The organism is Candidatus Dadabacteria bacterium, from assembly GCA_026708565.1.
In the GTDB taxonomy this organism is placed as follows: domain Bacteria; phylum Desulfobacterota_D; class UBA1144; order Nemesobacterales; family Mycalebacteriaceae; genus Mycalebacterium.
In genome coordinates this window covers 1-25,153 of sequence record JAPOUR010000017.1, presented here as the reverse complement: position 1 = coordinate 25,153, position 25,153 = coordinate 1, and the positions used below count along the sequence as shown (strand labels likewise).

At 54.6% G+C, this 25,153-nt stretch carries 27 protein-coding genes; 19 read left to right on the top strand and 8 right to left on the bottom strand.

From position 1 onward, the window contains the following. Positions 1-16: 16 nt before the first annotated feature. Positions 17-607 carry a hypothetical protein gene (locus OXF42_02855; GenBank protein MCY4047035.1) on the bottom strand — a complete coding sequence of 197 codons (591 nt, stop codon included), beginning with the start codon at positions 605-607 and terminating at the stop codon, positions 17-19. A 26-nt stretch (positions 608-633) separates the two neighbouring features. On the opposite strand from OXF42_02855, the gene OXF42_02850 reads away from it, so the two are divergent. The 8 genes from OXF42_02850 to OXF42_02815 all read left to right on the top strand — a co-directional run bounded on the left by OXF42_02850 (position 634) and on the right by OXF42_02815 (position 9,326). Next, positions 634-1,149: an adenine phosphoribosyltransferase gene (locus tag OXF42_02850; GenBank protein MCY4047034.1), complete on the top strand. Its 516-nt coding sequence runs from the start codon at positions 634-636 to the stop codon at positions 1,147-1,149. Between the two features lie 11 nt (positions 1,150-1,160). Next, positions 1,161-2,240 (top strand): 3-dehydroquinate synthase, encoded by a 1,080-nt coding sequence (gene aroB, locus OXF42_02845; GenBank protein MCY4047033.1) that lies wholly within the window; start codon positions 1,161-1,163, stop codon positions 2,238-2,240. Then, positions 2,237-2,845: a tRNA (guanosine(46)-N7)-methyltransferase TrmB gene (gene trmB / locus OXF42_02840; protein MCY4047032.1), complete on the top strand. Its 609-nt coding sequence runs from the start codon at positions 2,237-2,239 to the stop codon at positions 2,843-2,845. Before aroB ends, trmB begins: the two co-directional genes overlap by 4 nt. A gap of 90 nt (positions 2,846-2,935) precedes the next feature. Beyond that, positions 2,936-4,102: an acyl-CoA dehydrogenase family protein gene (locus OXF42_02835; protein ID MCY4047031.1), complete on the top strand. Its 1,167-nt coding sequence runs from the start codon at positions 2,936-2,938 to the stop codon at positions 4,100-4,102. Between the two features lie 145 nt (positions 4,103-4,247). Then, positions 4,248-4,883 carry an NYN domain-containing protein gene (locus OXF42_02830; protein MCY4047030.1) on the top strand — a complete coding sequence of 212 codons (636 nt, stop codon included), beginning with the start codon at positions 4,248-4,250 and terminating at the stop codon, positions 4,881-4,883. 337 nt (positions 4,884-5,220) lie between these two features. Continuing rightward, the gene (locus OXF42_02825; protein MCY4047029.1) at positions 5,221-5,832 is read left to right on the top strand and encodes a hypothetical protein; all 612 of its coding nucleotides are present in this window, start codon (positions 5,221-5,223) and stop codon (positions 5,830-5,832) included. 592 nt (positions 5,833-6,424) lie between these two features. Next, entirely contained in the window at positions 6,425-7,456 is a 1,032-nt protein-coding gene (locus OXF42_02820) for a CoA ester lyase (protein MCY4047028.1), read from the top strand. Positions 7,457-7,490: 34 nt separating this feature from the next. Continuing rightward, positions 7,491-9,326, top strand: a complete 1,836-nt coding sequence (locus OXF42_02815; GenBank protein MCY4047027.1) for a BamA/TamA family outer membrane protein — start codon at positions 7,491-7,493, stop codon at positions 9,324-9,326. On the opposite strand, the gene OXF42_02810 is transcribed toward OXF42_02815, so the two are convergent. Further along, positions 9,323-10,519 carry an aminotransferase class I/II-fold pyridoxal phosphate-dependent enzyme gene (locus OXF42_02810; GenBank protein MCY4047026.1) on the bottom strand — a complete coding sequence of 399 codons (1,197 nt, stop codon included), beginning with the start codon at positions 10,517-10,519 and terminating at the stop codon, positions 9,323-9,325. The two genes, OXF42_02815 and OXF42_02810, sit on opposite strands and share 4 nt — an antisense overlap. A gap of 63 nt (positions 10,520-10,582) precedes the next feature. Between OXF42_02810 and panB the strand changes: the two genes are divergently transcribed. From panB to OXF42_02785, 5 genes are all read left to right on the top strand, one after another. Further along, positions 10,583-11,410, top strand: coding sequence for a 3-methyl-2-oxobutanoate hydroxymethyltransferase (gene panB / locus OXF42_02805; GenBank protein ID MCY4047025.1), 828 nt, complete (start codon positions 10,583-10,585; stop codon positions 11,408-11,410). Next, a complete protein-coding gene (gene panC / locus OXF42_02800; protein MCY4047024.1) occupies positions 11,407-12,255 on the top strand; it encodes a pantoate--beta-alanine ligase in 849 nt (282 codons plus the stop codon). The genes panB and panC overlap by 4 nt, the downstream gene beginning before the upstream one ends. 34 nt (positions 12,256-12,289) lie before the next feature. Continuing rightward, positions 12,290-12,691: an aspartate 1-decarboxylase gene (locus OXF42_02795; protein MCY4047023.1), complete on the top strand. Its 402-nt coding sequence runs from the start codon at positions 12,290-12,292 to the stop codon at positions 12,689-12,691. Between the two features lie 122 nt (positions 12,692-12,813). After that, complete coding sequence (locus OXF42_02790) at positions 12,814-13,599, top strand: phosphocholine cytidylyltransferase family protein (GenBank protein MCY4047022.1); 786 nt, start codon at positions 12,814-12,816, stop codon at positions 13,597-13,599. An 8-nt stretch (positions 13,600-13,607) separates the two neighbouring features. Further along, positions 13,608-14,906, top strand: a complete 1,299-nt coding sequence (locus OXF42_02785) for a CDP-alcohol phosphatidyltransferase family protein (GenBank protein MCY4047021.1) — start codon at positions 13,608-13,610, stop codon at positions 14,904-14,906. A 13-nt stretch (positions 14,907-14,919) separates the two neighbouring features. Here OXF42_02785 and OXF42_02780 read toward each other — a convergent pair whose 3' ends face one another. Beyond that, on the bottom strand, positions 14,920-16,416 hold the full coding sequence (locus tag OXF42_02780; GenBank protein MCY4047020.1) for an alanine/glycine:cation symporter family protein: 1,497 nt from the start codon (positions 16,414-16,416) through the stop codon (positions 14,920-14,922). A gap of 95 nt (positions 16,417-16,511) precedes the next feature. Here OXF42_02780 and OXF42_02775 point away from each other — a divergent pair, with 95 nt between their 5' ends. Further along, on the top strand, positions 16,512-17,054 hold the full coding sequence (locus tag OXF42_02775; GenBank protein MCY4047019.1) for a TraR/DksA family transcriptional regulator: 543 nt from the start codon (positions 16,512-16,514) through the stop codon (positions 17,052-17,054). On the opposite strand, the gene mtnA is transcribed toward OXF42_02775, so the two are convergent. Genes mtnA through OXF42_02760 form a run of 3 tightly spaced genes read right to left on the bottom strand, consistent with a single transcriptional unit; the run spans position 17,014 to position 19,456 of the window. Continuing rightward, positions 17,014-18,084, bottom strand: coding sequence for an S-methyl-5-thioribose-1-phosphate isomerase (gene mtnA / locus OXF42_02770; protein MCY4047018.1), 1,071 nt, complete (start codon positions 18,082-18,084; stop codon positions 17,014-17,016). The two genes, OXF42_02775 and mtnA, sit on opposite strands and share 41 nt — an antisense overlap. Continuing rightward, positions 18,084-18,740 carry a tetratricopeptide repeat protein gene (locus tag OXF42_02765; GenBank protein MCY4047017.1) on the bottom strand — a complete coding sequence of 219 codons (657 nt, stop codon included), beginning with the start codon at positions 18,738-18,740 and terminating at the stop codon, positions 18,084-18,086. The genes mtnA and OXF42_02765 overlap by 1 nt, the downstream gene beginning before the upstream one ends. Continuing rightward, complete coding sequence (locus OXF42_02760) at positions 18,737-19,456, bottom strand: metal-dependent hydrolase (GenBank protein MCY4047016.1); 720 nt, start codon at positions 19,454-19,456, stop codon at positions 18,737-18,739. Before OXF42_02760 ends, OXF42_02765 begins: the two co-directional genes overlap by 4 nt. A gap of 120 nt (positions 19,457-19,576) precedes the next feature. Here OXF42_02760 and serS point away from each other — a divergent pair, with 120 nt between their 5' ends. Genes serS through OXF42_02735 form a run of 5 tightly spaced genes read left to right on the top strand, consistent with a single transcriptional unit; the run spans position 19,577 to position 23,717 of the window. Further along, positions 19,577-20,857, top strand: coding sequence for a serine--tRNA ligase (gene serS / locus OXF42_02755; GenBank protein MCY4047015.1), 1,281 nt, complete (start codon positions 19,577-19,579; stop codon positions 20,855-20,857). 52 nt (positions 20,858-20,909) lie between these two features. After that, entirely contained in the window at positions 20,910-22,328 is a 1,419-nt protein-coding gene (locus OXF42_02750; protein MCY4047014.1) for a DUF3696 domain-containing protein, read from the top strand. After that, on the top strand, positions 22,325-22,861 hold the full coding sequence (locus tag OXF42_02745; protein MCY4047013.1) for a hypothetical protein: 537 nt from the start codon (positions 22,325-22,327) through the stop codon (positions 22,859-22,861). Before OXF42_02750 ends, OXF42_02745 begins: the two co-directional genes overlap by 4 nt. Further along, positions 22,858-23,550, top strand: coding sequence for an RNA ligase family protein (locus OXF42_02740; protein ID MCY4047012.1), 693 nt, complete (start codon positions 22,858-22,860; stop codon positions 23,548-23,550). Before OXF42_02745 ends, OXF42_02740 begins: the two co-directional genes overlap by 4 nt. Next, positions 23,547-23,717 (top strand): hypothetical protein, encoded by a 171-nt coding sequence (locus tag OXF42_02735; GenBank protein MCY4047011.1) that lies wholly within the window; start codon positions 23,547-23,549, stop codon positions 23,715-23,717. Before OXF42_02740 ends, OXF42_02735 begins: the two co-directional genes overlap by 4 nt. A 191-nt stretch (positions 23,718-23,908) precedes the next feature. Here OXF42_02735 and OXF42_02730 read toward each other — a convergent pair whose 3' ends face one another. Together OXF42_02730 and OXF42_02725 are read right to left on the bottom strand one after the other, a co-directional pair. Then, positions 23,909-24,805, bottom strand: a complete 897-nt coding sequence (locus OXF42_02730; GenBank protein MCY4047010.1) for a potassium channel family protein — start codon at positions 24,803-24,805, stop codon at positions 23,909-23,911. Positions 24,806-24,820: 15 nt separating this feature from the next. Then, positions 24,821-25,153: potassium channel family protein (locus OXF42_02725; protein MCY4047009.1), on the bottom strand; the 333-nt coding region annotated here is incomplete at its 5' end.

The window sequence follows — 25,153 nt, the reverse complement described above, 5'->3', positions numbered from 1 at the left end:
AAATACTGCCCGAGGGTTATTCAATATAATCGGGCTTTGAGTAGTCGCCGTCTATCATCCTTTGGACGGGATGGCGCTTGTCTTTGATTTTGTCTCTTTTTATTTCCCTCTCGCGCCTCTTTTTTCTGAGGCCGGTGTGGGTGTGGGCGAGAGTCAGAACATTTCCGTCAGAGTGGCTGAGAACGACTTTTGAGCCGTCTTCGTTCCATGATTTGACGGTGTATGAAAAGACGGTCTTTTCCGCGTCCGGCTTGCCGTATTTCCGCTCAATGAACTCTTGAAGAACAAGCGCGTCATTCCTGTCCGCTCCGCCCACAAGCAATGTAACGCCGTCAACCCTGCCTTTGAAAAATGACACCCGCGTCCTCATCTCTCCGCCCGCCTGCGGAATTCCCGGCATCGCTCCCAGAAAGACCGTTTTTCGGCGGGCGTCCTTTTCCTTTCCCTCTTCCTCCGTTTTGAGTCCGGCGAGCCGCGCCCGCTCAAAAACCGCCTCCGGCGTCAGTTCAAATTCAAAGCCGACCGCCGTTCCGCCGACCGCCGCCGCGGCAACCTGCGCGACCGCAAGCGCCGCAACGGCCGCGAATGCTACAAAAGAAAAAACCATGTCCCGTGTTATAATAGCACTTCATGATTGATGTCAAGAAGCATATTCGCGATGTTCAGGACTTTCCCAGAGAGGGAATCTGTTTTCACGATATTACCCCGTTGCTTCAGGACGGCGCGGCTTTTTCCGAAGCCGTGGACCGCATGCACGAATTGGTGGGTGATTTGGATTTTGATGCGGTGGCGGCCATTGAGTCGCGCGGTTTTATCTTTGGCGCGGCCCTTTGCCGGAAGGTCGGCAAGGGGATGGTTCTTATACGGAAGATGGGAAAACTTCCCTACTCAACACAGGCGGAATCCTACGACCTTGAATACGGGACGGACACCCTTGAGATTCACAAGGACGCGGTGAAGAAGGGCGGAAAGATACTGATTGTTGACGACCTGCTTGCCACCGGGGGCACAGCCGAGGCGACAGGCCGTCTGATACGAAGCGTGGGCGGGACGGTGGCGGCCTATGTTTTCCTGATTGAACTCACGGAGCTTTCCGGCGCGTCCAAACTGAAAGAGCCGGTTTTTTCCGTGATACAGTTTGAGGTTTAGGGGCCTTAGAAATGCTCATCAGGGCGGAAGTGGATGTTCGCGCGGGCGGCGGCTCATACACCATAACCATAGGCGAGGGGCTGCTTGCCCTTGCCGCCCGTAACATGGCCGCAACCGCCGGTGTCTCCCGCTGGGCGGTGATAACGGACTCCAATCTGGAACGCATACACGCTCCCGCCCTTATGGCGGAGATTGAAAAACAGCCGCACCCGGCGGAGGTGTTTTCGTTTCCCGCCGGAGAGGAGAACAAAAACCGGAAGACAAAAAGCCGCATTGAAGACGAAATGCTGGGCGCGGGTTTCGGCAGAGATTCGGGCATTATTGCGCTTGGCGGCGGCGTTGTGGGGGATTTGGCAGGTTTTGTGGCGGCCACATACTGCCGGGGCGTTCCATACGTTCAGATACCGACAACTCTGGTCGCGTGCGTTGACAGCGCGGTCGGCGGAAAGACCGGCGTTGACACACCGGCGGGCAAAAACCTCATAGGGGCGTTTCACCAGCCGAGGGCCGTCTATGCGGACATATCGCTGCTCTCAACCCTGCCCCGCTCCGGCATGGTGGAGGGGGCGGCGGAGGTTATCAAATACGGCGTTATAAAAGATGCGGGGCTGTTTGAGTTTCTTGAGAAAAGCATGGCGGCGCTACTTGACGGAGACACGGAAACAGTCGCCCGTGTGGTTGAAGAAAGCTGCCGAATCAAGGCGGATGTTGTTGAGAAGGACGAAAGGGAGCAGGATTTGCGGAAGATCCTGAACTTCGGCCACACGGTAGGCCATGCGGTTGAAATGCTTTCGGGCTATAGCGTTTCGCATGGGGAGGCGGTGGGGATTGGCATGGTCAAAGAGGCGGAAATAGCCGTTTCCAAGGGTATCTTGCCCCGCGCGGACGCAGAGCGCATAAGGCGGCTTGTGGAGGCCGCCGGGCTTCCCGCCGACCTTCCCGAAGGGGATAAGGCGCGTCTTTTCGCCGCCATGAAACTTGACAAAAAGGCGCGCGCGGGCTCTGTGGAGATGGCTTTGCCCCGCCGCATAGGCGAGATGGCAACAGCGGACGGGCGGCACGCCATACCCGTGGAAGAGAGCGCCTTATGAAGGGCTCGCCCCGGGCTTTTGATTTGTCAACCCTGATGCCGCCCATAAGCGCGGACGCGGTTTTTCCCGGCAACAGGCCGCTCACTCTGGACATCGGCTGCGGAGACGGCGAGTTTCTGCTTGAGACGGCGCGCCTTATGCCGGGCTTCAACCATATAGGGGTTGAGATCAAGTTCGGCAGGTTCAAAAAGGCCGTCCGGGCGGCGGACAGGCTCGGCGCGGACAATGTAAAGTTTATCCACCTTGAAGGGACTGTCGCCGCCGGTTTGTTCGCGCCGGGCTCTTTTGAGCGCATATACATCAACTTTCCCGACCCGTGGCCCAAGGGCAGACACCACAAGCACAGAATTGTCAGCCCCGGTTTTGTCTCTCTTCTGGGCGCGGCTCTCAGGGGCGGGGGGCGGCTTGAGGTGGCGAGTGACCACGGGGAATACATGGAGGTTGTGGCAGAAACCCTTGACGGGTCGGCGCAGTTTGAGAATGTTTCGGGCGGCGCTCTGCTTGAGTATCCGGGCGGGAGGCCGCAGACCAGATTTGAAAAAATCTTCCGGGGGCAGGGCAAACCCGTCCGTTATCTTGTTTACGCAAAGCGCGGCGCGGTTTGACAAAACGCGCCGTTGCCGGTTTCATATAACAGTCGCGCGCCCGTCCGGCGCGCGCCGTTTTAATAAGACATCCGGGGGGATAAAACCGACATGCCTCTGTGCACAGATGAACACGAAGAGATAAGGCGCGAAGTCCGAAAATTCACCGAAGAGAAAATTGTTCCCATCGCGGCGGACATACACACCAACAACAAGGAGATTCCGCCCGAAATCATCAGGGAGATGGGAGACCTCGGCTATTTCGGCATGATATTTCCCGAGGAACTCGGCGGCGTGGGGCTTGACTATGTGAGCATGGCGGTGGTTACCGAGGAGCTCAGCAGGGGCCTTCTGAGCGCGGGGAGCGTTATGACCAGAAACATCATAACCGGCACTCTGCTTCAGAACGGCGGAAACGAGGAGCAGAAAAAGAGATTTCTTCCGGGCCTTGCGTCCGCCGAACTTATGTCCGCCGCCGCATTCACCGAGCCCGACAACGGCTCAGACCTCGCGGGCATAAAACTCCGGGCGACAAAGGACGGAGACCATTACATCCTTCACGGGGAGAAAACATGGTGCACATTTGCCAACCGCGCGAACATTCTGGCGGTTCTCGCCCGCACTGACCCCGACGCCTCAAAGAGGCACAAGGGGCTCAGTATTTTCCTTGTTGAAAAAGAGCCGTCCGAACATCTTGACCACCCCAACATTGCGGGCGGGCCCATTCCCACAATCGGCTATCACGGAATGAAGTCTTTCACAGTGAGTTTTGACGAGTGCAGAGTTCCGGCGGAAAACCTTCTGGGAATGGAGGAGGGCAGGGGGTTTTATCATCTTATGTCCACCTTTGAGGCGGCAAGGATACAGACCGCCGCGCGCGCGGTCGGCGTGGCGCAGGCGGCGTTTGAGGAGGCGGTTAAATACTCAAAGGAGCGCAACCAGTTCGGCAAGTCCATAAGCGAGTTTCAAATCATACGGCACAAACTGTCCGAGATGTGGACGGAGCTTGAGGCGGCGCGTTACCTGACCTATGTGGCGGCGGAAAAGAAGGACAGGGGCGAGAGGTGCGACCTTGAAGCCGGTGTCGCCAAGGCGAAGGCGGCGCAGATGGCGGAGTTTGTTACAAGAGAGGCGATGCAGGTGTTCGGCAGTTACGGCTATTCATCGGAGTATCCGATGGAGCGGTTCTGGCGGGACGCAAGGGTGTTCAGCATCTTTGAGGGGACAAGCGAGATTCAGCACGAAGTGATAGCAAGAAGGTTGCTTGAGGTTTACTGAGGCTCTGGTTTGTGGGGGTGATTGGCATCCGTCATACGGTTAAAAAAATTCTTGACAGCGCGGGCAAATAAGGCGATATTTCAACACTACCACATCCGGCGGATTCGTCCCCGGACCGCAGGGCTCCTTCGGGAGCCCTTGCTTTATGTCAATGAAGTCTCTGAGGACAACAGTATATGTTGACGGTCTAAACCTTTATTACGGTTGTGTAAAAAACACTCCTTTCAAGTGGCTTGACCTGAAATCTCTGTTCTCTCAATTACTCAAAAGCAACAACCTTATTACTCAAATCAAGTATTTTACGGCAATAGTAAAACCCATACCCGGCAACGAAAAAGCGCCGCAAAGACAGCAAACCTACTTGCGGGCATTGCAAAAGCACATTCCTGAAATCAGCATTCACTACGGTCATTTTGCGCTTCACAAAGTCGCAATGGCGGAAGTGACTCCGCCTCACAATACGGTAAAAGTGTGGAGAGCCGAAGAGAAAGGCTCGGATGTAAATCTGGCGGTTCACCTTCTCAATGATGCATGGCTTGACACATACGATTGCGCCGTTATCGCCTCAAATGACAGCGATATGACTGAATCGCTGAAGATGGTAAGGGAGCGGTTTCCCGAAAAAGTGATTGGTCTGATAACTCCGGGCGGAACGTCCTCCGCGCAACTGGGTAAATACGCTCATTTTGTGAGAAAAATAAGAGGGTCGCTCCTGCACAAGTCTCAAATGCCCGACAACATTCCCGGAACCACCATTAGAAAACCGGATGATTGGAGTTAGGGTTTCCGGCGGTTTGAATTGAGGGTGGTAATGTAAAGCCGTATGCGGTTTCAAATCGCGGGTATAATTCCCCCCTTGTGGATAGCAAGCGATACGGTCCCGAATTTCAACGAGCGCGGAAGGAATGTTTTGCCCGCACGGGCGGAAAGTGCGCGTTCTGCGGAACGGCGGAGGCGACAGACGCCCACCATTGGCGTTATGCCGCAACTGTTACCGCAGACGACCTTACCCCGCTCTGTAATCCGTGTCATGAGGTAGCGACCACAATGCGCCGGGCTTATCGGCTTGGTGTTGACAGGCCGCTCTTCAAATCAACATTTAAGGAGGTCATCAGCAAATGTTTTGCGTTACGATTAAAGGGGAAACTCCCCTCATTATGCACTCCGGGGAAGCAGGGCTGGATACCAGAAGCCCCGCAAATCTTGAGAAAGCGGAAATCGCCCGAAAGAAAGGAAGCAACCGCACAGAGGCAGACGAAGCCCGACTCCGGGAACTTGAATGTCAGTCTTCGCTCTGGCTTGATGAGAATGATCAACCGACAATCCCGCACGGGGCAATCCGGCGAATGATTGAGAACGGGGCGCGTAAGTCAAAGCAGGGCGGCGATGTGCGCGAGGGGCTGGTTGTGGCGGCAGTCAAGTTTGACTACGACCGCAAGACACTCGGCAAGACGCTTGAGGAATTGAGCCGGAAGGCGCAGTTTACTGTGCCGGTTGTTGTGCAGAGGTCTCGGCTTTTGCGGACACGGGCAAAGTTTGACCAGTGGAGCGCGGAGTTTGTGTTGGACACAGATGACGAGTTGATAGACAAGCCGAAACTTGAGAAGTTTCTGGATGTCGGCGGTCGGCGTGTCGGTTTGGGCGACTGGAGACCCGAAAAAAGCGGACACTACGGGCGGTTCACGATTGAGAACATAGAGGAGGTCAAAGAGAAGCCCGATTGGGCTTGAGGCTTGGTTCAGGCTTGGCTCGGTTAGGCAGTGCTGGGTCAGGCGCGGCATGGCAAGGTTGGGCTTGGCACGGTGGGGTCTGGCACGGTTAGGCAGGGCTTGGTATGGCAGGGAAATAAGATACCGTGGCGAGGTGTGGTAAGGCGGGGCACGGTGAGGTTCGGCGCGGCAAGGTCTGGCGGGGTCAGGCGCGGCACGGCATGGACAGTCTTCGGGCGGGACTTTAACTCGCCCTTTTACTTGCCTCTTGGTCGCTATAGTGATATTACTTTGACAGAGGCACAACATGCGTAACAAGAAACAAACAGTAGCCGGGGCAACAAAATCGGTAGCGGTTGGTGTCAAGCCCGGTACTCGTAACAGAAAAAAAACAAGTGCCGATGAGACCGCCTACCTGAACTCCACTTCGGAGAATCGCGCGGCATTGGCACGAAGCCTGAAAGAATCTGCGACAGGGCAAACAGTCAAGATTGACCTTTGACCGTCGATGTTTCCCCGCCCTTAAAGACACTATCCCGTCTTGACAAAACCCCGTTTTTTATTGATATTTCCGGTGTCTTCGGCGCAAAAACCAACAACAGGGAGAAAGAAAATGTTTGTATTGGATAACGGTTCAAGGGTTGTAGTTCCACGGACGGAACTGACATATCCGGGACACAACCTCAAACTTCACACAAACGCGGCGGACGCAAACAAAGCGCCCGTTGACCACGTAATGGCGGACCTTGAGGACGCCTGCCCCTACGAATTCAAAGGCGACAAAAGCAGGCAGGTGATGGTTGAAGCCCTCAACACCCTTGATTTCGGCAAAAAGGTCATAACCGTGCGCCCCAACAATGTGCGCTCGGACTTCTTCAAGGGAGACCTTGAAGCCGTTATGAGCGGAGCGGTTGACAAGTTTCACGGCGTTATCATCCCCAAATCCAACGGCCCCGAAGACATCAAAATCGTGTCCGACCTTCTGGATGACCTTGAGAAAAAACACAACTGGAAAACCACCGTCGCCATAGAGGCGCTGATTGAACGCCCCCGCGCGCTGAAATACGCCTACGAAATAGCCACCGCAAGCCCCAGAATGGCGGGGCTTGTGTTCGGAATTGCCGACTACGCCGCCGAAATCGGGCTTGACCCCGACCTTCTGCTGGACAGGCAGAACGAGATCTTCTACTACGAGAAAAAAGCCGTTGTTACAGCGGCAAAAGCGGCGGGGCTTCACGCGATAGACAACGTTTACCTCCGCATCTGGAGAAAGGACGACAGCCCCGAAACCGTTAAAGAGGTTGAAAGCGGGCTCGCAAAGAAATGCGCCGGTTCCGCGGAGATAGGAATGGACGGCACATGGGTTATCCACCCGCAGCAGGCGGCAATCGCCAACGGCGGCTTCACCCCGACCGAAAAACAGATTGAAGAGGCAAAACACCAATTGGACTTCTACCACAAACAGGGAGGCGGAAGCATGTTTGACCCCGACACCGGCCAGATGGTTGATGAGGCGACCGCAAAAATAGCCCTTATGCGCATTTCAAAGGCATTCAATGCGGGAATGGTTGACTCGCAGTATGTTGAAAGCATGGCGGAAAAAAGTATGTCAATTACCGGATACGACATACTGAAGGGACAGTAACCGCGTCCGTTTCCGCCGTTTGTGACGGACAGATATGCGCGGGCTTTGTGCGGCATCCCTGACAGTTCTGATTGCTCTTGCATTTCTTGCGCCCCCCTCGGCGGCGCTTGAGAAATTTCCCCTTATAACAAAACTCTCCATTCGCGGAAACGGCGACATCAGCGAGACCGACATAAAGGATGTTATCCCGGAAATCGTTCCGCACAGTCGCGTCTTTTTCTGGAAGAGCCAGCCGCCCCTTGACCCGCTGATGGTGGAGAGAAACATTGAAATCCTGCGCCAGTTCTTGGTGGGGAGCGGCTACCACAAATCGTCCGTTGTCTGGCGGCGCAAGGACAGCCGGGACGGCAAAACCGCAAGCCTGCAAATAGACATAGACCTCGGCAGCCCGACCGTAGTGTCTCATGTGAACCTTGACATAAAAGCGGAGGATTTTCCGCCCGCCCACATTTCCCGCCTGAATGAGGCGCTTGCGGAGATACCGCTTGTTCGCGGCAAACGTTTCAGCGTGAGGCGGTTCAGAAAGGCGAAGGGGGTTGTCAAAAACACCCTGCTTGAAATGGGCTACGCGGGAGCCGCCGTTGAATCAAGGGGCGAGGTCAACAGGTCTGAAAGGCGGGCGGATTTGACCTTCTCCATCATTCCGGGCGGCGTCCACACCTTTGGCGACATAGAGATTGACGTTTCGGACGAGTCTCTCAGGGATGTGGTGATAGGGGCAATCGCCTACAAAACCGGAGAGCCCAGCGCGCCGTCAAAAATTCTTGAGTCAAAAAGGCGGCTCATAGGCCTCGGCTACTTTGAGTCGGTTTCCATCACTCCGAGCACGGATTCCCTCAACATGTCCGTGCGGACGGTTGTCAGGGCGGTGGGAAGAAAAAACAGAACCTTTCAGGTCAGCGCCGGGGCGGGCAGGGAGGACAAGGTTCGCGGGCGCGTGAAGTTCATCAACAGGAACTTTCTGAACCTCAACAGAACCCTTGAGTTGTCGGCGCAGGCGTCATTCGCCTCCCAGAGCGCCTCGGCGTCCATACAGCAGCCCGGCTTTCTCGGGCCGGACTCCATTTTGTCCGCGCTCTTTGATATACGGCGGGAAAACTATCCCAGCCACGAGGCGGACTTTCTTATAGGGTCAACCGAACTGGAAAAGGGTCTTCACAGGGGGCTTTTCACCGTCCGCTTCATTCCCACCGTCATAGATTCCACGATAATAAGAGCCCCCGCCGACACAAGAGACCTTGGAAACATCTTTCTTGTTCTGTTGCGCGGCGGCTTCCACTTGAGCCGCACGGACGACCCTCTTGACCCGGCGCGCGGCTTTTATTTTGATATGGACTTGGAACTTTCACCCGACCTGCTGGGCTCCGAGAGGGAATACTTGAAATCGGTTTTTGAGGTTGCGGGCTACTATGATTTCGGCGGCCGTCTGTGGGGAACCGTTTTGGCAAAGAGGATACAGGCGGGCTTTATAGAGACCTTCGGAAGCACAAGCGGGGATGAAGTTCCCGTCTTTCGCCGCCTGTTCGCCGGCGGCGAAAACATGAGGGGATTTTCCTTTCAAACTCTGGGACCTCTTGACGCGAATAAAGACCCGCTCGGCGGAAACTCCCTGATTACGGGCAGCGTGGAGGTGAGGTTTCCCCTGCCCCTGCCGTGGCCCTACCTCGGCGGCGTGGCTTTCTTTGACTACGGCAATGTGTTTGAGCGCAGTTTTGACTACCCCCTTGAAGACCTCAGGTATGCGGCGGGCTTCGGCCTGAGATACAAGGTTTCCGGAATACCCATAGGCCTTGATTTCGGCTATGCGCTCAATCCCCACCCCCGGCTGGGAAGGTATCAGTTCCTTTTTAACATAGGGCAGGCGTTTTAGCGCTGTCCCAGAACTCTCTTTATGTTGCGAGCCGCCTGATTTATGCGCTTTTCGTTTTCAACAAGCGCGAGGCGCACAAAGCCCTCGCCGCGAGCCCCGAAACCCACGCCGGGCGACAGCGCGACCCCGGCTTTCCTTATCAGCATTTTTGAGAACTCAAGAGAGCCCATCTTTTCAAACCGCGCGGGTATCTTCGCCCACACGAACATCGTTGAGCCCGGCGGTTCAATCTCCCACCCGGCGCGGGCGAACGATTTGACGAGACTGTCGCGCCGGAGGCGGTAGGTTTCCCTCACCTCCCGGGCGCATTCCTGCGGGCCGTTCATTGCGAGAATGGCGGATATCTGAATGGGCTGAAAGATACCGTAGTCAAGGTAACTTTTGAGTTTCTTCAGGTGCGCCACAATGTCCCGGTTGCCGACCATGAAGCCGACCCTCCAGCCCGGCATGTTGTATGTCTTGGAAAGGGAGTAGAACTCAACCGCCACATCCTTCGCCCCTTTGACCTGCATTATGCTGGGGGCCTGGTAGCCGTCAAAACACAACTCCGCATAGGCGAAATCGTGTATCACCGCCACCTTCGCCTCGCGCGCAAGCTCAACCACTTTTTCAAAGAATTCCTTGCTGACCGTTCTTGTTGTCGGATTGTTCGGAAACGATATAAGAATCGCCTTTACCTTTCCGCCGCCCCTTTTTATCGCGCGCTCAATGGAGGCGATAAACTTGTCTTCGTCCTCCGCCATCGGCACGGAAACCGGTTTTCCTCTGGCGATGGTTACCGAATAAGGGTGTATGGGGTAGGCGGGAGACGGCACGACAACCGAGTCTCCCGGTTCAATCAGGCACGGCATAAGGTGTGATATGCCCTCCTTGATTCCCATTGTGGCGACCGCCTCGGTGTCGGGATTGAGGCGCACGCCGAACTTTCTCTGATACCAGTCGCACACCGCTTTTCTCAGGTTCGGTATTCCGGCGGAGGCCGAATACCTGTGGTTGCGCGGCTTTGCGGACGCCTCGGTCAGTTTTTCAACGATGTGCCCCGGCGTGGGGCGGTCGGGATTGCCCATTCCGAGGTCTATGATGTCTTCGCCCCTTGCGCGGGCGTCTCTTTTGAGCCTGTCAACGGAGTTGAAAACATACTCCGGAAGGCTGTCCATAAGAGCGGATTTCCAGCGGCGGCGGGAAACTTTCATAATGGAGCGATTATATTTCACCGCTTACGGATTTCAAATTGCGCGGGCTTTCCCCGCGCGTTTTTGCCTGTTAAAGTTTGCGCGGTGAGCAGTGAAACCGGAAAGACCGCCCGCGACCTGAAACGCATGAAACGGGAAGGGCGCAAAATAGTGGCCGTAACCGCCTACGACTGGCGCGTGGGTGAAATAGTTGACGGGTGCGGGGTTGACCTTGTTCTGGTGGGCGACTCCGTGGGCAATGTGTTTGCCGGTCTGCCGAGCACAGTTTCCGTGCGCATGAGGGATATGGAATACCACACCCGCGCGGTTTCCCGGGGCGTCAGGAACGCCCACTTGTGCGCGGACATGCCCTTTCTCTCCTATCAGACGGGCGAGCGGGACGCGGTCAGAAACGCCGGAGCCCTTCTTCGCGCGGGGGCTCGTTCCGTGAAGATGGAGATATCCGCTTCCCGCCACATAAAAGCCGCGCGCGCCGTGACGGACGCCGGCATTCCGGTTGTCGCCCATGTGGGGTTGTGCCCCCAGTCCGTCAACCTGTACGGCGGATACGGAATTCAGGGCTGCACTCCGGAGAGCGCGGATGACATATACCGGCTTGCCCTTGAAAGCCGGGAGGAGGGCGCGGTGGCTCTGGTGGTGGAGTGCGTGCCGCCCGCTCTTGCGCGGCGCATCACCTCCGCCGTTGACATACCGACCATCGGCATCGGCTCCGGCGGCGGGTGCGACGGACAGATACTTGTTTTCAACGACCTTGTCGGGCTCACCGAGGAAGTTCCCCGCTTTGTCAGACAGTATTGCGAGGCGGGGAAAATTTTCTCGTCCGCTGTTGAGGATTACGTCCGCGAGGTCAGAGAGGGAACGTTCCCCCCGCCGGACGGCGAAAACGATTGAGCTCCCCCGCTGTCATAAGAACGGTCTCCGGGATGAGAGAATACTCGTCCGCCGTTGCCGCGTCGGGCGGGGAGGTCGGGTTTGTTCCCACGATGGGCGCGATTCATGCGGGGCACTTGAGCATAGTGGACAGGGTCGCCGCGAAGAACCGCGCATGTGTGGTCAGCATCTTCGTCAACCCCCTGCAGTTCGGTTCAGGGGAGGATTTTGACGGCTATAAGAGAGACACTGCGGGCGATATTGCCAAACTGTCCGCCGCCGGTGTGGATGCGGTCTTTCTGCCGGAATCGGGGGATATATACCCGGACGGCTTTCAGACATCGGTTGAGGTTGAGCGCCTTCAGGGCTTTCTCTGCGGTCTGAAGAGGCCCGGCCACTTCAAGGGCGTGGCAACGGTTGTTCTGAAACTGTTCAACATAGTTCGCCCGGCGGTTGCGGGTTTCGGCGAAAAGGACTTTCAGCAACTCGCCATCATCAGGAGGATGGTAAAAGACCTCAATCTGGACATGGAAATCATCAGCGTTCCCACCGTGAGAGACTCTTCGGGGCTTGCCGTAAGTTCCCGCAACGAATACCTGTCGGATGAAGAAAGAAAGGCTGCGGTTGCCATTCCCGATGTTTTGTTTAGAATGAAGGCGCTGTTTGAGTCAGGTATTTCGCGTAGCGCCGAGATAGTGAGGGACGGCAGAGAGTTCCTCGGGACGCGTTCCGGGGTTGAGGTTGAATACCTTGAGATCTGCGACCCCGAAACGCTCGCGCCCGCAGAGACCGCGCGGACGGGTAGTCTGGCGGCGATAGCGGCCGGGGTCGGCAAAGCAAGGCTCATAGACAGCGTAAGGTTTTGACCGGGCGGGATTTTGAAAAAAGGGGTGCGCAGACATTAAGAGAAGTCTTCTGAAATCCAAGATACATCAGGCTCTTGTTACCGAGGCCGACCTTGACTACGAGGGAAGCCTGACGCTTGACCCCGTCCTTATGGAGGCCGCCGACCTGTTGCCCCACGAAAAGGTCTCCATTTTCAATGTTACCAACGGTCACAGGTTCTTCACCTATGTCATAGAGGGCGGGAGGGGCACAAACGTCGTATGCGTTAACGGCGCGGCCGCTCATCTGGCGCGGGAGGGCGATTCTCTTATAATCGCCAGTTTTGCCTCCTATGACGAAAGCGAGTGCAAGAGCCACACCCCCAAGCTGGTCTATGTTGATGAGCGCAACAACATCAAAAGCATCAAAAGCGAGGTAAGCCCCTTTACGATATCGGACGCCCGCCAAGAGCAATAACTCTTGAATTTTTCGCCGTGAACGGAGATAATAGGCGGGAGTTTGGCGGCTGGCTTGTGTCAGCCGCCGGTTGTAATAACTGATTTTCATTTTACTTGTCCGGTCATTATGGAGACGGAGCGATGAAAGCTATTATTCTTGCCGCGGGTCTGGGGAGCCGGTTGCGCCCCTATACGGAGACCATACCCAAATGTCTTCTGAACCTGGGCGGCACTTCCATTCTTGAGAACCAGATAAACCACATACGCGACTGCGGAATCAGCGAGGTGGTCATTGTGGTGGGCTTCGGCTTTGACAAGGTTGAGGGGTTCCTTCGCGGCTACAACGGCCTCGGCATGAAGATAAAGACCATTTACAACCCCTTCTACAGAACCACCAACAGCCTTGTCTCCCTGTGTCTGGCAAGGGGGGAGATGGATGATGACATTGTTGTGATGAACGGCGATGACATATTTGAGATAGACATTCTGGACAGCATGGTAAACATGCGGCGCGAAAACATAGTGTTTCCGGTCAAAAAGAAAGCCTCCTACGACCAGGAGGACATGAAGGTCAGGATGGACAGCGAGCATGTCTCTCTGGTTACCAAGGACATAGAGGAAGACATTCACTACGAATCGGTCGGGTTGCGCCTGTTCAGAGGCTCCGGCGTTGAGATGATAAAGAAGGCTTCCGAAGAGGAGATGAGGGGAAGCAACGTCCGCCAGAAGTGGTATGTGTCTTGCATACAGAGGCTTCTTAACAAGGGATACAAGGTGAAGCCTTTTGATGTGGGCGACATGTTCTGGATGGATGTTGACTATCCGAAGGACCTGTTTGCGGCGAAGAACAATTCAGACCGGTTCATGTTTCGCGGCGGTCGCGTCGCGGGCTCCCGAAAGCCTTTCAAGATAGTATCTTCGGGTTGAATTCTTAAATGGCGGACGCTCTGATTCTGGCTTGCGGGACCGGACTGCGCGGCGAGTCTCTTGACACTTTCGCCGGCGTTTCCATAGGCGGCCTCACTCAGGTTCGCAGGCTTGTGCGCTCCTGCCTCAAAGCCGGAATTGACTCCATAACGGTAGTTTCCCCCGCCCATGAGTCCGTCCTCAGGGACATGCTTCCCGAAGCCGGTTCGGGTCAGGCGAAGATAACCTTTCTGAATCCGGGCAAAACCGTTGTGGAACGCGAGCGCGGCGGCAACACGCTTGTGCTTCAGTCAAACATATTTTTTCACGCCCCGCTTCTGGGGGATTTTCTCAAAGAGAAGCCGTCTGCGGGCGGCGCGGTCATAATGAAAACCCGAGACGAGGGCCCGGCGGGCGAGAGTGTGGTAAAGCCTCTCGGAGCCGTTATCGTTGAGCCGGAGGCGGTTGCGGACCTCGTTGAAGACTGCGACCTGTCGCGCTGGGTGGGGCGTTACAGGGATGACGGGGTCAAACAGTTTCATGTTCCCGAAGGGGTTCACGCCATCCGCCTTGACGACAGCCCGGAGTCCGTTTCCCGCGCGTGGCGGCTTCTCTCCTCAAGCGTCGGCAAAACATCAACCGGATGGATAGCGAGGAACATAAACGGCAGAATCTCCCTGCCGGTAAGTTCATGGCTTGCCCGCAACACATCACTGACGCCGAATCAGATAAGCGTTCTGACCAACATCCTTGCGGGTGTGCCGTGCATAGCGTCATACCTGTCGGGCTATCCGGTTCTGGGGGCGGTTTTTATGCAGATAGCGGCCGTTCTTGACCGTTGCGACGGCGAGGTGGCAAGAATCAAACTTCTTGAGACAAAGCGCGGCGAATGGGTTGACACGCTCAGCGACCAGATAACCGTGGGCGGGTTTGTCATCAGCGTTCCGGTGGGCTTGTATTTGCACGGCGGCAACCAGTCTCTCGCGCTTGCTCTGGGCGCTTTCAACATATCGGTTTTTCTGTTTTTCCTCGCCTGGTCATTCTTCTTTATGGTTCGCTACACGGGGTCGGGCAGTCTGGTCTCATACCACAGGATAGACGAACTTGTGGGCGGCGGCGACTTGTCGCCCGCGAGGCGTCTTCTCGCGTTTCTCCGCCCCGTGATGAGGAGAAACTTCTACTCGCTCGTGTTTATTCCGGTGGCGATTCTTGGCGGCTACCCGTGGGTGCTTGCGGTAACCACTCTGGGGCTTGCGGGCATCTTCATCCACCAGATTGAAGACATATTCAGGGTGAGGGCGCGCTTTTTCGGCGGGCGGCGGTCTTAAAAAAGGGCGACGTCTATTTGCCGTCCCGCGAGTTCATATAGGAGCGCAGTTCCCTTTTGACCACGGGCGCCAGCAGGAAAACCCCCGTGAGGTTTACCGCCGCCATAAGAAATATCATGGAGTCCGTAATGTTGATGACGGACGAGAGGCTTGCCGCCGCGCCCGCCGCAACGAACAGGCAGAAGATGAAGTTAAAGGCGAGTTTCTGCCTTGGGGTCTCACCGAACAGAAACGTCCATGACTTCAGCCCGTAGTAACTCCACGATATCATGGTTGAAAAAGCGAACAGCAGAGCGCAAAGCGCCAGCAGATAGGGAAACCATTCCAGAGAGGACGCGAATGCGGCGGAGGTTATCTCAATCCCTCCCATGCCTTCGGGGATGCGGTATGCCCCGGTCAGCACTATCACAAGCGAGGTCATCGTGCATATAACAACCGTGTCAAGAAACGGCTCAAGGAGCGCCACTATGCCCTCGGTCGCCGGGTGGCGGGTTTTAACCGCGCTGTGGGCTATGGGGGCGGAGCCGAGCCCCGCCTCGTTTGAGAAAGTCGCCCTCTGAAACCCCCACACCATAACGCCCAGCATGCCGCCCTCAACGCCTTCGGGGGAGAACGCCCCGCGCACTATCAGGGAGAAGGCTTCGGGAAGTTTGTCAAACTGAAGCGCTATGACTGCTCCCGCCGACAGCACATATATAATTGCCATAAACGGAACCACTCTCGCCGTTACGGTCGCTATCTTTTTTATGCCCCCGATGATTACAAAACCCAGCGCAACCGCCAGCGCAACGCCGAACAGCGCTCCCGAAACCTGCCCCCCGCCCGCCTCGGCTATGCCCTGTATCTGCTTGAAAGACTGGTTCGCCTGAAAGATGCCGCCCGCCCCTATCGCCCCGCCGATGCAGAACACCGCGAACATCACTGACAGAACCCTGCCGAGCCCGCCGAGCCCCATCTCGCCCAGCCCGCGCGAAAGGTAATACATGGGGCCGCCGGAGACGGAGCCGTCGGGATTTTCCTTGCGGTATTTGACGCCGAGCGTGCACTCGCAAAACTTGAGCGACATTCCCAAAAGCCCCGCCACTATCATCCAGAAGGTTGCCCCCGGCCCCCCCTTGGAGACCGCTATCGCCACGCCCGCAATGTTGCCCAGCCCCACCGTGGCTCCGCATGCGGTTGCAAGCGCCTGAAAGTGGCTGACTTCTCCGGGGGCGTCCCGCGCGCTGTCGCGCCTGCCCGCCACAAGGTCTATCGCCCTGCCGAATCCCCTTATGTTGATGAACCTGAAATACAGGGTGCAGAACACCCCCGCCCCCACAAGCAGCATGACAACCACCTTCACCTGCGTCCCGAACAGCGGGACGGAGTAAAACACCCATTTGAGCATAAAGTCCGCTACGGGGGCGGCTACGCTCTCTATGGAACTCTCAATCCCCGCATGCGCGCTTTGGGGCGCGGACAGCGCAAAAGTGATGAAGAGGGCGGGAAACAGGAAAACCGGAAGCAACATGGCGTCTTTTACCCGACAGCGGCAACGCCGCTTGACAATCGCCCGCGCTTTGAATAACTATAACCGCTCCCGAAACGGGAAACGGAGACGGCGATTTGGCTAAAAAAAACATAACAAAGAAACCCGCTTCCGTCCAGTCGGCAAAGAAAAAGGGCTCTTCCTCCGCGCCGAAAAAAGCGGCGGCAAAGCCCCGGACAAAACCCCCCGCCGCAAAAACGAAAACGGCGGCAAAACCGAAACCCAAACCGAAAGCGAAGCCGAAAACCGCAAAGTCTCCTTCCTCCGGATACCGGAAACGGTTTTTGGACGAGATACGCAAAGACCTTCTGCTGATGAGGGAGCGCCTCATCAGGGACGTTACCCGCACGGTTACGCGGGAGACCGAGCAGACCAAAATTGACGTGGGAGACTTTTACGACCAGGCGTCGGACGACAGGGACAGGGTTCTGTCCCTCCTGTTTTCCGAGCGCGACCGCCGCAACCTGAGCCAGATAGAGGGGGCTCTCAAGCGCATAGACGAGGGAACTTACGGAATCTGCGAGGTGACGGGCGAGAAGATAGGCGAAGACAGGCTGCGGGTGATGCCGTTTGCCCGTTTCACGATTGAGGTTCAGGAAGAGATGGAGAAGGCGGGCTGATACGGGCGAGTTCCTCTCCGCACGGCGGGCTTGCAACACCTCTTTCAGTGATAATGGCGCGGATGTTTTCCGCAGGCGTTATGTCAAAAGCGGGATTGGCTATCTCCGCCCCGTCCGCCGCCGTCCGTGTTCCGGCAAAGTGGGAAACCTCCCCCGCCGCCCGTTGCTCAATGGGAATATCCCGCCCGGAGGCGCAAGCCATGTCAACCGTTGACCACGGCGCGGCGACAAAGAACGCGACCCCGTGATGCTTTGCCAGCACGGACAACTGGTAAGTCCCTATCTTGTTTGCCACATCGCCGTTTGAGGCGATTCTGTCCGCGCCCACTATGACGGCGTCCACCGCTCCGTTTTTCATCATGTAACCGGCGGCAACATCCGCTATGAGGGTTACCGGTATTCCGTCATCGCACAGTTCCCATGCCGTAAGCCGCGCCCCCTGAAGAAGCGGCCGCGTTTCGGATGATATGACTTTCACCTTCTTGCCCGCGTCCCGCGCCGCCCTTATGACGCCGAGCGCGGTTCCGTATCCGGCGGTCGCAAGGCCCCCGGCGTTGCAGTGAGTCATCACGGTCGCCCCGTCCTTTATCAGACCCTGCCCCGCTTTTCCCAGCGCCATGCAGGTTTCCAGGTCCTCGTTGCATATTGCCACCGCCTCGTCCCTCAGAAGCCGCGCGATTTCGCCCGGCGGCGCGCCCTCATGCCGCTCCATCACCTCCGCCATTCTGCCGGTCGCCCAGAACAGGTTCACCGCCGTGGGACGCGTGCCCTCAAGGGTTTTTCTCACCTCCGCCATCCGTTTTGAGAACTCCTCCCCTGTGCCCGCGCCGCTGTTTTCAGCCGCGCCGAGGGCAAAGCCCATGGCCGCCGCTATGCCTATTGCGGGAGCGCCCCGGACGGCCATGCCGGTTATGGCTCCGGCAACCTGTGTGTGCGTTTCGCATCTGAGGTAGGTTTTTTCGCCGGGCAGTTTTCTCTGGTCAAGAATAACCGCCGCGCCGTCTTTCCATTCTATGGTTTTGAACGGCATTACTGTTCGGGCGGGGGCGGAAGGTCGCTCAGCATTTCGGCGGCCTGTTTTGCCTCTTCCGTTCCTGGAAAGTTCTCCGCAAGGTGGGAAAACCGCCGCCTTGCCGCCTCGGTGTGCCCGCGCTTGAGGTAAAACTCCCCTATCCTCAACTCGCTTTGCGCAAGCACGGCGGCGCAGCCCCTTATCTGCTCCGCAGCCTCTTCCGCATATTGCGTTTCCGGGTGGTATGAGAGAAGCGCCTGAGACCAGTAAATTGTTTTCCTGCACGGGTCCTGGTCTCTGTCGGGTGAATTTTTGAGGTTGTAGAAACTTTTGGAAAGCCGCCACAGCGCGTATTCGCGCCTGTCGTGGTTCGGGTTGTCCGCCAGAAACTTTGAGTATTGCTCTGACGCGCCCCTGAATCTTCCCCGGCTGAAGTTGATGTCCGCCGTCTTCAGGGAGGCGGTTGGCGCGTAGGGGCTGAACGGGTGTCTCAACTGGAGTTCCTTCAGCATTTCAATCGCGTTTTTTTTGGAGAAATCCCTGCTTCCGGCGGCCATGCTCTCCGCCTTCTCAAACATTGTCTTCGCGGACATGCCGGAGTAGTCAACCTTTTCCCCGCAGGAGGAGAGGGCGAGCCCGGCAACTGCGGCAAGAACTGCCAGTTTGCGGCTCAAACCAGCGTCTCTCCGGGTTTGAGCGCCGCCACTTCAAGCCCTTTGATATCCGCGGTGAGTTTTTTCAGTTCCTCCGGCGTTCCCGTAAGGGCGGGGAATGTGCCGTAGTGCATGGGAATCACTATCTCCGGCTCAACAAACCGGCATGCGTAGGATGCCTCAAGGGGCGACATTGTGAACAGGTCGCCGATGGGCAGGAACGCGAGGCGCGGGGCGTATATCTCCCTTATCAGTTTCATGTCGCCGAATATGTTGGTGTCTCCCGCGTGATACATCCGGTAGCCGTTTTCAAGTTCAATCACAAAGCCGCCCGGTTCGCCGCCGTAAACGGTTGAGCCGTCCTCTTCCGTTATGCCGCTTGAGTGCTGGGCGTGTGTCATAACAAACCGCACCCCTTCAACCGTCTGCCCGCCGCCCTTGTTCATCGGCAGGCAGTTTTCAACCCCTTTTTTGCCCAGCCAGTCGCACACCTCCCAGTTTGCGACCACTTGCGGCTTGTGCTCCTTTGCAATCTCCACCGCGTCCGAGATGTGGTCAAAGTGCCCGTGTGTTATGGCGATGATGTCAACCTTGTCAATTTTGTGGAGGTTTTCGGGGCATGCGGGGTTGCCCTTCACCCACGGGTCTATGAGGATGCTCCTGTCTCCGGGCGTTTTTATAAGAAAAGTTGAATGCCCGTAGTAGGTTATTGCGGTTCCGTCTTTCAGTTTGCTCAAAACAGTTTTCTCCCTGCGCCGGAATTTGTGCGCGAAACAAACTAACCGCGCGCCTTTTTGTTGTCAAAGCGCGCGGGGAGCATTTATAACGGCTGTGTTTTTGCTTTATACTATACGCCCATGCTTGACTGGAAATTTGTTGAAAACAATCTTGATGAAGTAAAGACGCGCCTGTCCGGGCGGGGATTTTCGTTTGATTTCGCCCCGCTGGTGAGACTTTTTGAGCGGCGGCGCGAACTGATAGCGCAGGCGGAGTCGCTGGAGCGGCAGCGCAACGAGGGCTCCCGCGAGGCGGCGGAGATGAAGCGGCGGGGAGACGAGGGCGGTTTTGCCTCGCTTTCCGCCCGTATGAAAGAGGTTTCCGAAAAGGTCAAAACCCTCAACGCCGAAAGGGCGGACACGGAAAGCCGCATAAGGGGCGAGATGCTCGGCATACCCAACCTTCCGCACGGCAGTGTTCCGCCGGGGGCGGGGGAGAGTGAAAACGTTGAAGTTTCGCGGTGGGGGGAGAAGCCCGAATTCGGTTTTGCCCCGCTTCGTCATGATGAAATCGGCGCGGCTCTCGGCGTTCTTGACCTTGAGCGGGCGGCAAAGATAACGGGCTCGCGGTTTTCGCTGTACCTGGGCGCGGGCGCGCTTCTTGAGCGCGCGCTTGCAAACTTCATGCTTGACGTTCACACCCGCGAGAACGGATACACCGAGACCCTGCCGCCGTTTGCGGCAAACACCGCCAGTTTGACGGGAACGGGCAACCTGCCGAAGTTTGAGGAAGACCTGTTCAAACTGAAAGACACCGATTACTACCTGATTCCGACCGCCGAGGTGCCGGTTACAAACATTCACCGGGACGAGGTAATCCCCGCGGCAAGCCTGCCGCTCAAATATGCGGCATACACGCCTTGTTTCCGCAAAGAGGCGGGGTCTTACGGCAAAGACACAAAGGGCATCATAAGGCAGCATCAGTTCAACAAGGTGGAGTTGGTCAAGTTTGCGCGTCCCGAAGAGTCTTATGCGGAGCTTGATTCCCTGCTCAAAGACGCATGCGGCATACTTGAGCGGCTGGGCATTCACCACCGTGTGGTAACCCTTTGCGCGGGCGACATGGGTTTTTCCGCGGCAAAGACCTTTGACATTGAGGTCTGGCTTCCCGGCGAGGGGGCATACAGGGAAATTTCCTCGTGCAGCAACTTTGAGGATTTTCAGGCGAGAAGGGCGCAGATAAGGTTCAAGGACGGCAAAAAGACGGCTTTTGCTCACACCCTCAACGGTTCGGGGCTTGCGATTGGAAGAACGGTTGTGGCGATACTTGAGAACTTTCAGAGGGAAGACGGGAGTGTTGAAGTGCCGGGGGCGCTTGTGCCTTACATGGGAGGGGTGGAGAGGATTGAGAGGATGCCCTAAGTCGCCGGTGTGGTATGATTAAGCGGTAAAATGACAAGAGGCGACGCATAGTATGCTCAAGGAATTGCGAATAAAAAACTTCAAGGGATGGGAGGATACCGGAGTTATCAAGATGGCCCCCATAACTTTACTGTTTGGGGCCAACAGTTCGGGAAAATCCAGCATCGGTCAGTTTCTTATGATGTTGAAGCAGACCGTTGAGTCTCCAGACAGAAAAGCGGTTTTTTATCCCGGCGGTAAGAATTCTGCTGTCCACCTTGGATCTTATCAGGAGATGGTCTTTCACCGTAATTCTGCAAATAAGATTGCATTTGATTATCAGTGGGTAATGCCGGAGTTGCTGGAGATAGAAGACCGCTTGCACCAAGATCAAGAGAAAGTTTCTGGCAATATTCTATCTTTTAGTGCTGAGACGGGATTGAGCGTTAAAGATAAAAACACACCAGTACTTCATAGCCTCTGTTACAAGATATTGCACGAAGATAAAGTCAAATTATCCATAGTAATGAAGCGCAAGTCAGACACCAGTTCTGATTATGAAGTTGAATACCCAGTTGAAGGATACGAACTCACACGTAGACAAGGGCGCGTGTGGCCTCTCGGTGCGCCGGTCCGGTTTTATGGGTTTCCTGATGAGGTGGTTGCTTACCATCAGAATGCGGATTTTGTTCAGACTCTGAATCTGGAGCATGAAAAGTTATTCAGAAATCTGTACTATCTCGGGCCACTTCGCACAAAAGCTGAACGCTTGTATTCATGGACAGGAATAGAACCTGACAGTGTAGGCTACGAAGGTGAGAACACGGTTGCGGCTATTCTTGCCGCAGAAAACCGCAAAATTAGTTTTGCTCACCGACGACGCAAGAAACCCTTTCAAGAATCTATAGCCATTAAACTCAAGGAAATGGGACTAATAGAAGAATTCAAGGTCAAACCCATAACCAAGCAGCGACAAGACTATGAGGTCAAGGTTTGCACCAAAGGGTCAAGGGACTGGGTAGATCTTCCCGATGTCGGCTTCGGTATATCGCAAGTGTTGCCAGTTTTGGTGCAATGCTTCTATGCTCCGCCGAGGTCTATAATCATCATGGAGCAACCGGAGATTCATTTGCATCCAAGTGCTCAGTCTGCGTTGGCTGATGTGATGATAGATGCCATTAATTCTAGAGAAAACGGAGCAGACAGGAACATTCAATTGATCATTGAGACTCATTCGGAGCACTTTCTGAGGCGGCTACAAAGGCGGATTGCTGAAGATAGAATTCCGAAAGAGAAAGTGTCAGCCTATTTTGCCAATATAACTAGAACTCCGGCAACACTGGACCCTCTGGAAATTAATTTGTTCGGTAACATAAAAAACTGGCCAGAGAACTTCTTCGGTGATGAAATGGAGGACATTATTGAGCAATCCAAGGCTGCTATGGGGAAACGGACGCGAGAAAATGAGGGTAAAGCGGAGGAGTCTGAATGATCTTGCCTGATAAATGTGTGGTAGATACAAATGTTCCAAAGACAGCCAATCTTGCCATTCAGCCAGACTCTGGATCTGATGTGTCCCCTGAGTGTGTGGGAAAATGTATTGAAGCAATTGAACATGTTATTAGAAATCGCGCATTGGTAATAGATAGCGGTAATGAGATATTTGATGAATACCGACGGCAACTCAATATGAGCGGAGCACCGAATGTCGGCGACAAGTTCATGAAATGGGTTCACACCCAGCGTTGGAAGTTGCCCGACTCCCATAGGGTAGAAATCACAAAAAACGGCGACTCTTACGATGAATTCCCGAACCATAAAGACTTGACTAATTTTGACCCGTCAGACCGAAAGTTTGTTGCTGTGGCAAACGCCCATTCGAGTCGGAAGAAGCCGTCAATACTGCAAGCGACAGATAGCAAGTGGTGGGGTTGGAGAGATGCTTTGGAGGAAGAAGGCATTCATGTTCATTTTGTCTGCCCTGAGTATGCCGAAGCCACATACAAGAAGAAGATGGGCCGATGAAAGAAGATTTTTTCAAATTCCCCTCTACGCCTCATCTGGCGGTGTTGCCCGGCGCGGATATAAGGGATGATAAGGTGTTGTCGGCTTCCGGACGCGATGAATTTCTGCAACACAACCTTGTTGTTGAAGAGAAGGTGGACGGGGCGAATCTTGGGATTTCGTTTGATTTGGAAGGCAATGTGCGAGCACAAAACAGAGGCTCATACTTGCAGTTGCCCGGAGCAGGTCAATGGAAAAAACTTGAGAGTTGGTTGTCGCCCCGGATTGGTTTGCTGTTTGACAATCTTTCCGACCGTTACATTCTTTTTGGAGAATGGTGTTTTGCCCGGCATTCGGTTTTCTATGAGCGTCTGCCGGACTGGTTTCTCGGTTTTGATATCTATGACAAAGAAGTTGCCCGTTTTCTTTCATCGGGTCGGCGCGACAACATGCTCAAGAAAATGCACATTGCTAAAGTTCCGTTTATTGCGCAAGGGTATTTCACATACCTGGAACTCCGGCAACTTCTTTCGCAGTCAAAACTTGCCGACCAGCCTGCAGAAGGTCTCTATCTGAGGTTTGATCAAGATGAAAAATGGCTTGGACAACGCGCCAAACTTGTGCGCTCCGAGTTTATACAGTCCATTGAAGAACACTGGTCCCGTTCCGCCATAAAATCAAATCACTTGAGCATTGATGCTTACGGATGAAAGTTTTGCCCCGAAGAGACTCCACGAGCAGGGTGGGGCCAAACTACAATGGCAAACTCAATGAGTTTGTGCTTAAGCATTGGGACGCGCGGGTTGCGGCGCGGTCTTCGGAGAGTCTCAAGAGGACTTTTGATAGGTTGAGGGAGTTTGAGCCGGAGGGTGTGTAGTGGGTAGGGGGAGAAGGAAGACGGGAGTGTCGTAGGTGTTTGTGGCTTATGTAGGAGGAGTGGGAAGAATGGTAAATTAGTGTACTTGCTAGTAGAAAATTGATGAGAAATCCTAATCAAATGGTATATGCAAGTTTCAGTCACCGATAAGGAAAAGATTGTACTTTGAGTTGATGGCAATTGTGGGTCAATTACATGTTGGTATTGTTGGATTGTATGTTTTCAAACTCCAAGATTATGGCATTTATCAATCTCATCTTTACTGGTATTGCTTCATTCAATGCTACTACAGGATCTATTATGTTTGGCTGATTGCCTATTGTGCGTTGTTCCTTTGATTCTCTAATCATGCTTACTAGTAATTTTCTCATCTGATGGTCGCTTGGAAGATTGTCATAGTATATTAAAGCCTTTTCTACATCAGTTTTATGAGAGGCGGTCAAGAAAAGGATAATCAACTCTTTAAGTTTGGGAAAATCTTCAAAATCAAAATTTGTCAGGATATATTTTAGCTCACTTATGATCGCTTTCTCTGTATCGAAATATGCAGATATTAAGCTATCTCCAAAGCCTCTATTGCGACTAAGCGAGGGGTAGAATATGTCCCTCATGTCTGACAATTGAAATTCGAAATTCAAAACAGGTTCTTTACCACTTCTTTCACTCATAGGGGTGGTTATTTCAAAATTGACTAATTGGTAATCATCTATAAGTGATTTAGAGTAAGAAACATAAGACAGCAAATTGTTTCTGTTCTTCTCTTTGAGAGTCTCTTGAATTTTTCTTGACTGTTCCTGCTCAATTTTGTTTGTATGAGACTTCCATGCAGAATTGATGAAAGCACCAATAATTACAATCCCAAAAATCGACTCAAACATAGTTATTGCCATTCCGAGCCCATTAGTAGGTGTGATGTCTCCATATCCAAGCGTAGTTATTGTAACTACACTTAAATATATGCTTTCTATTAGGGATAAGTTTTTTCCGAAACTACCATGTGGCAAAATCCAGTAAATTAATGCGAAGAGTAGAATTCCTCCCATATAAAGTAGGAGTATGTACAGTGGTCGTTCAATTAAATTGCGCATTTAATTTTCTTTGATTTATTTCCCCGTCCCCTCGTTCTCCCAGAACTTAGTCATCTCCAGAAACATAAAAGACGCCGACCACGCTATCAGAGACAGCCCCGTTATCGCCTCCACGCCGGAAAGGAAGCGGAGGGGCCCGAAAGGCTCTATGTCGCCGTAGCCGACGGATGTGTAGGTGGTAAAGGAAAAATACACACAGTCCAGCAGACTGCCGTCAAAATTGCCCTCAAGAGAGCCGAACCTGCCGCTGTGGTGCATGAAGTAAAACGCCAGACCGAACAGCCAGATTTCAACCGTGTGGGCAAATATCATGCCAAACACGCCGAGCACCACCTTAAAACGGTGAAA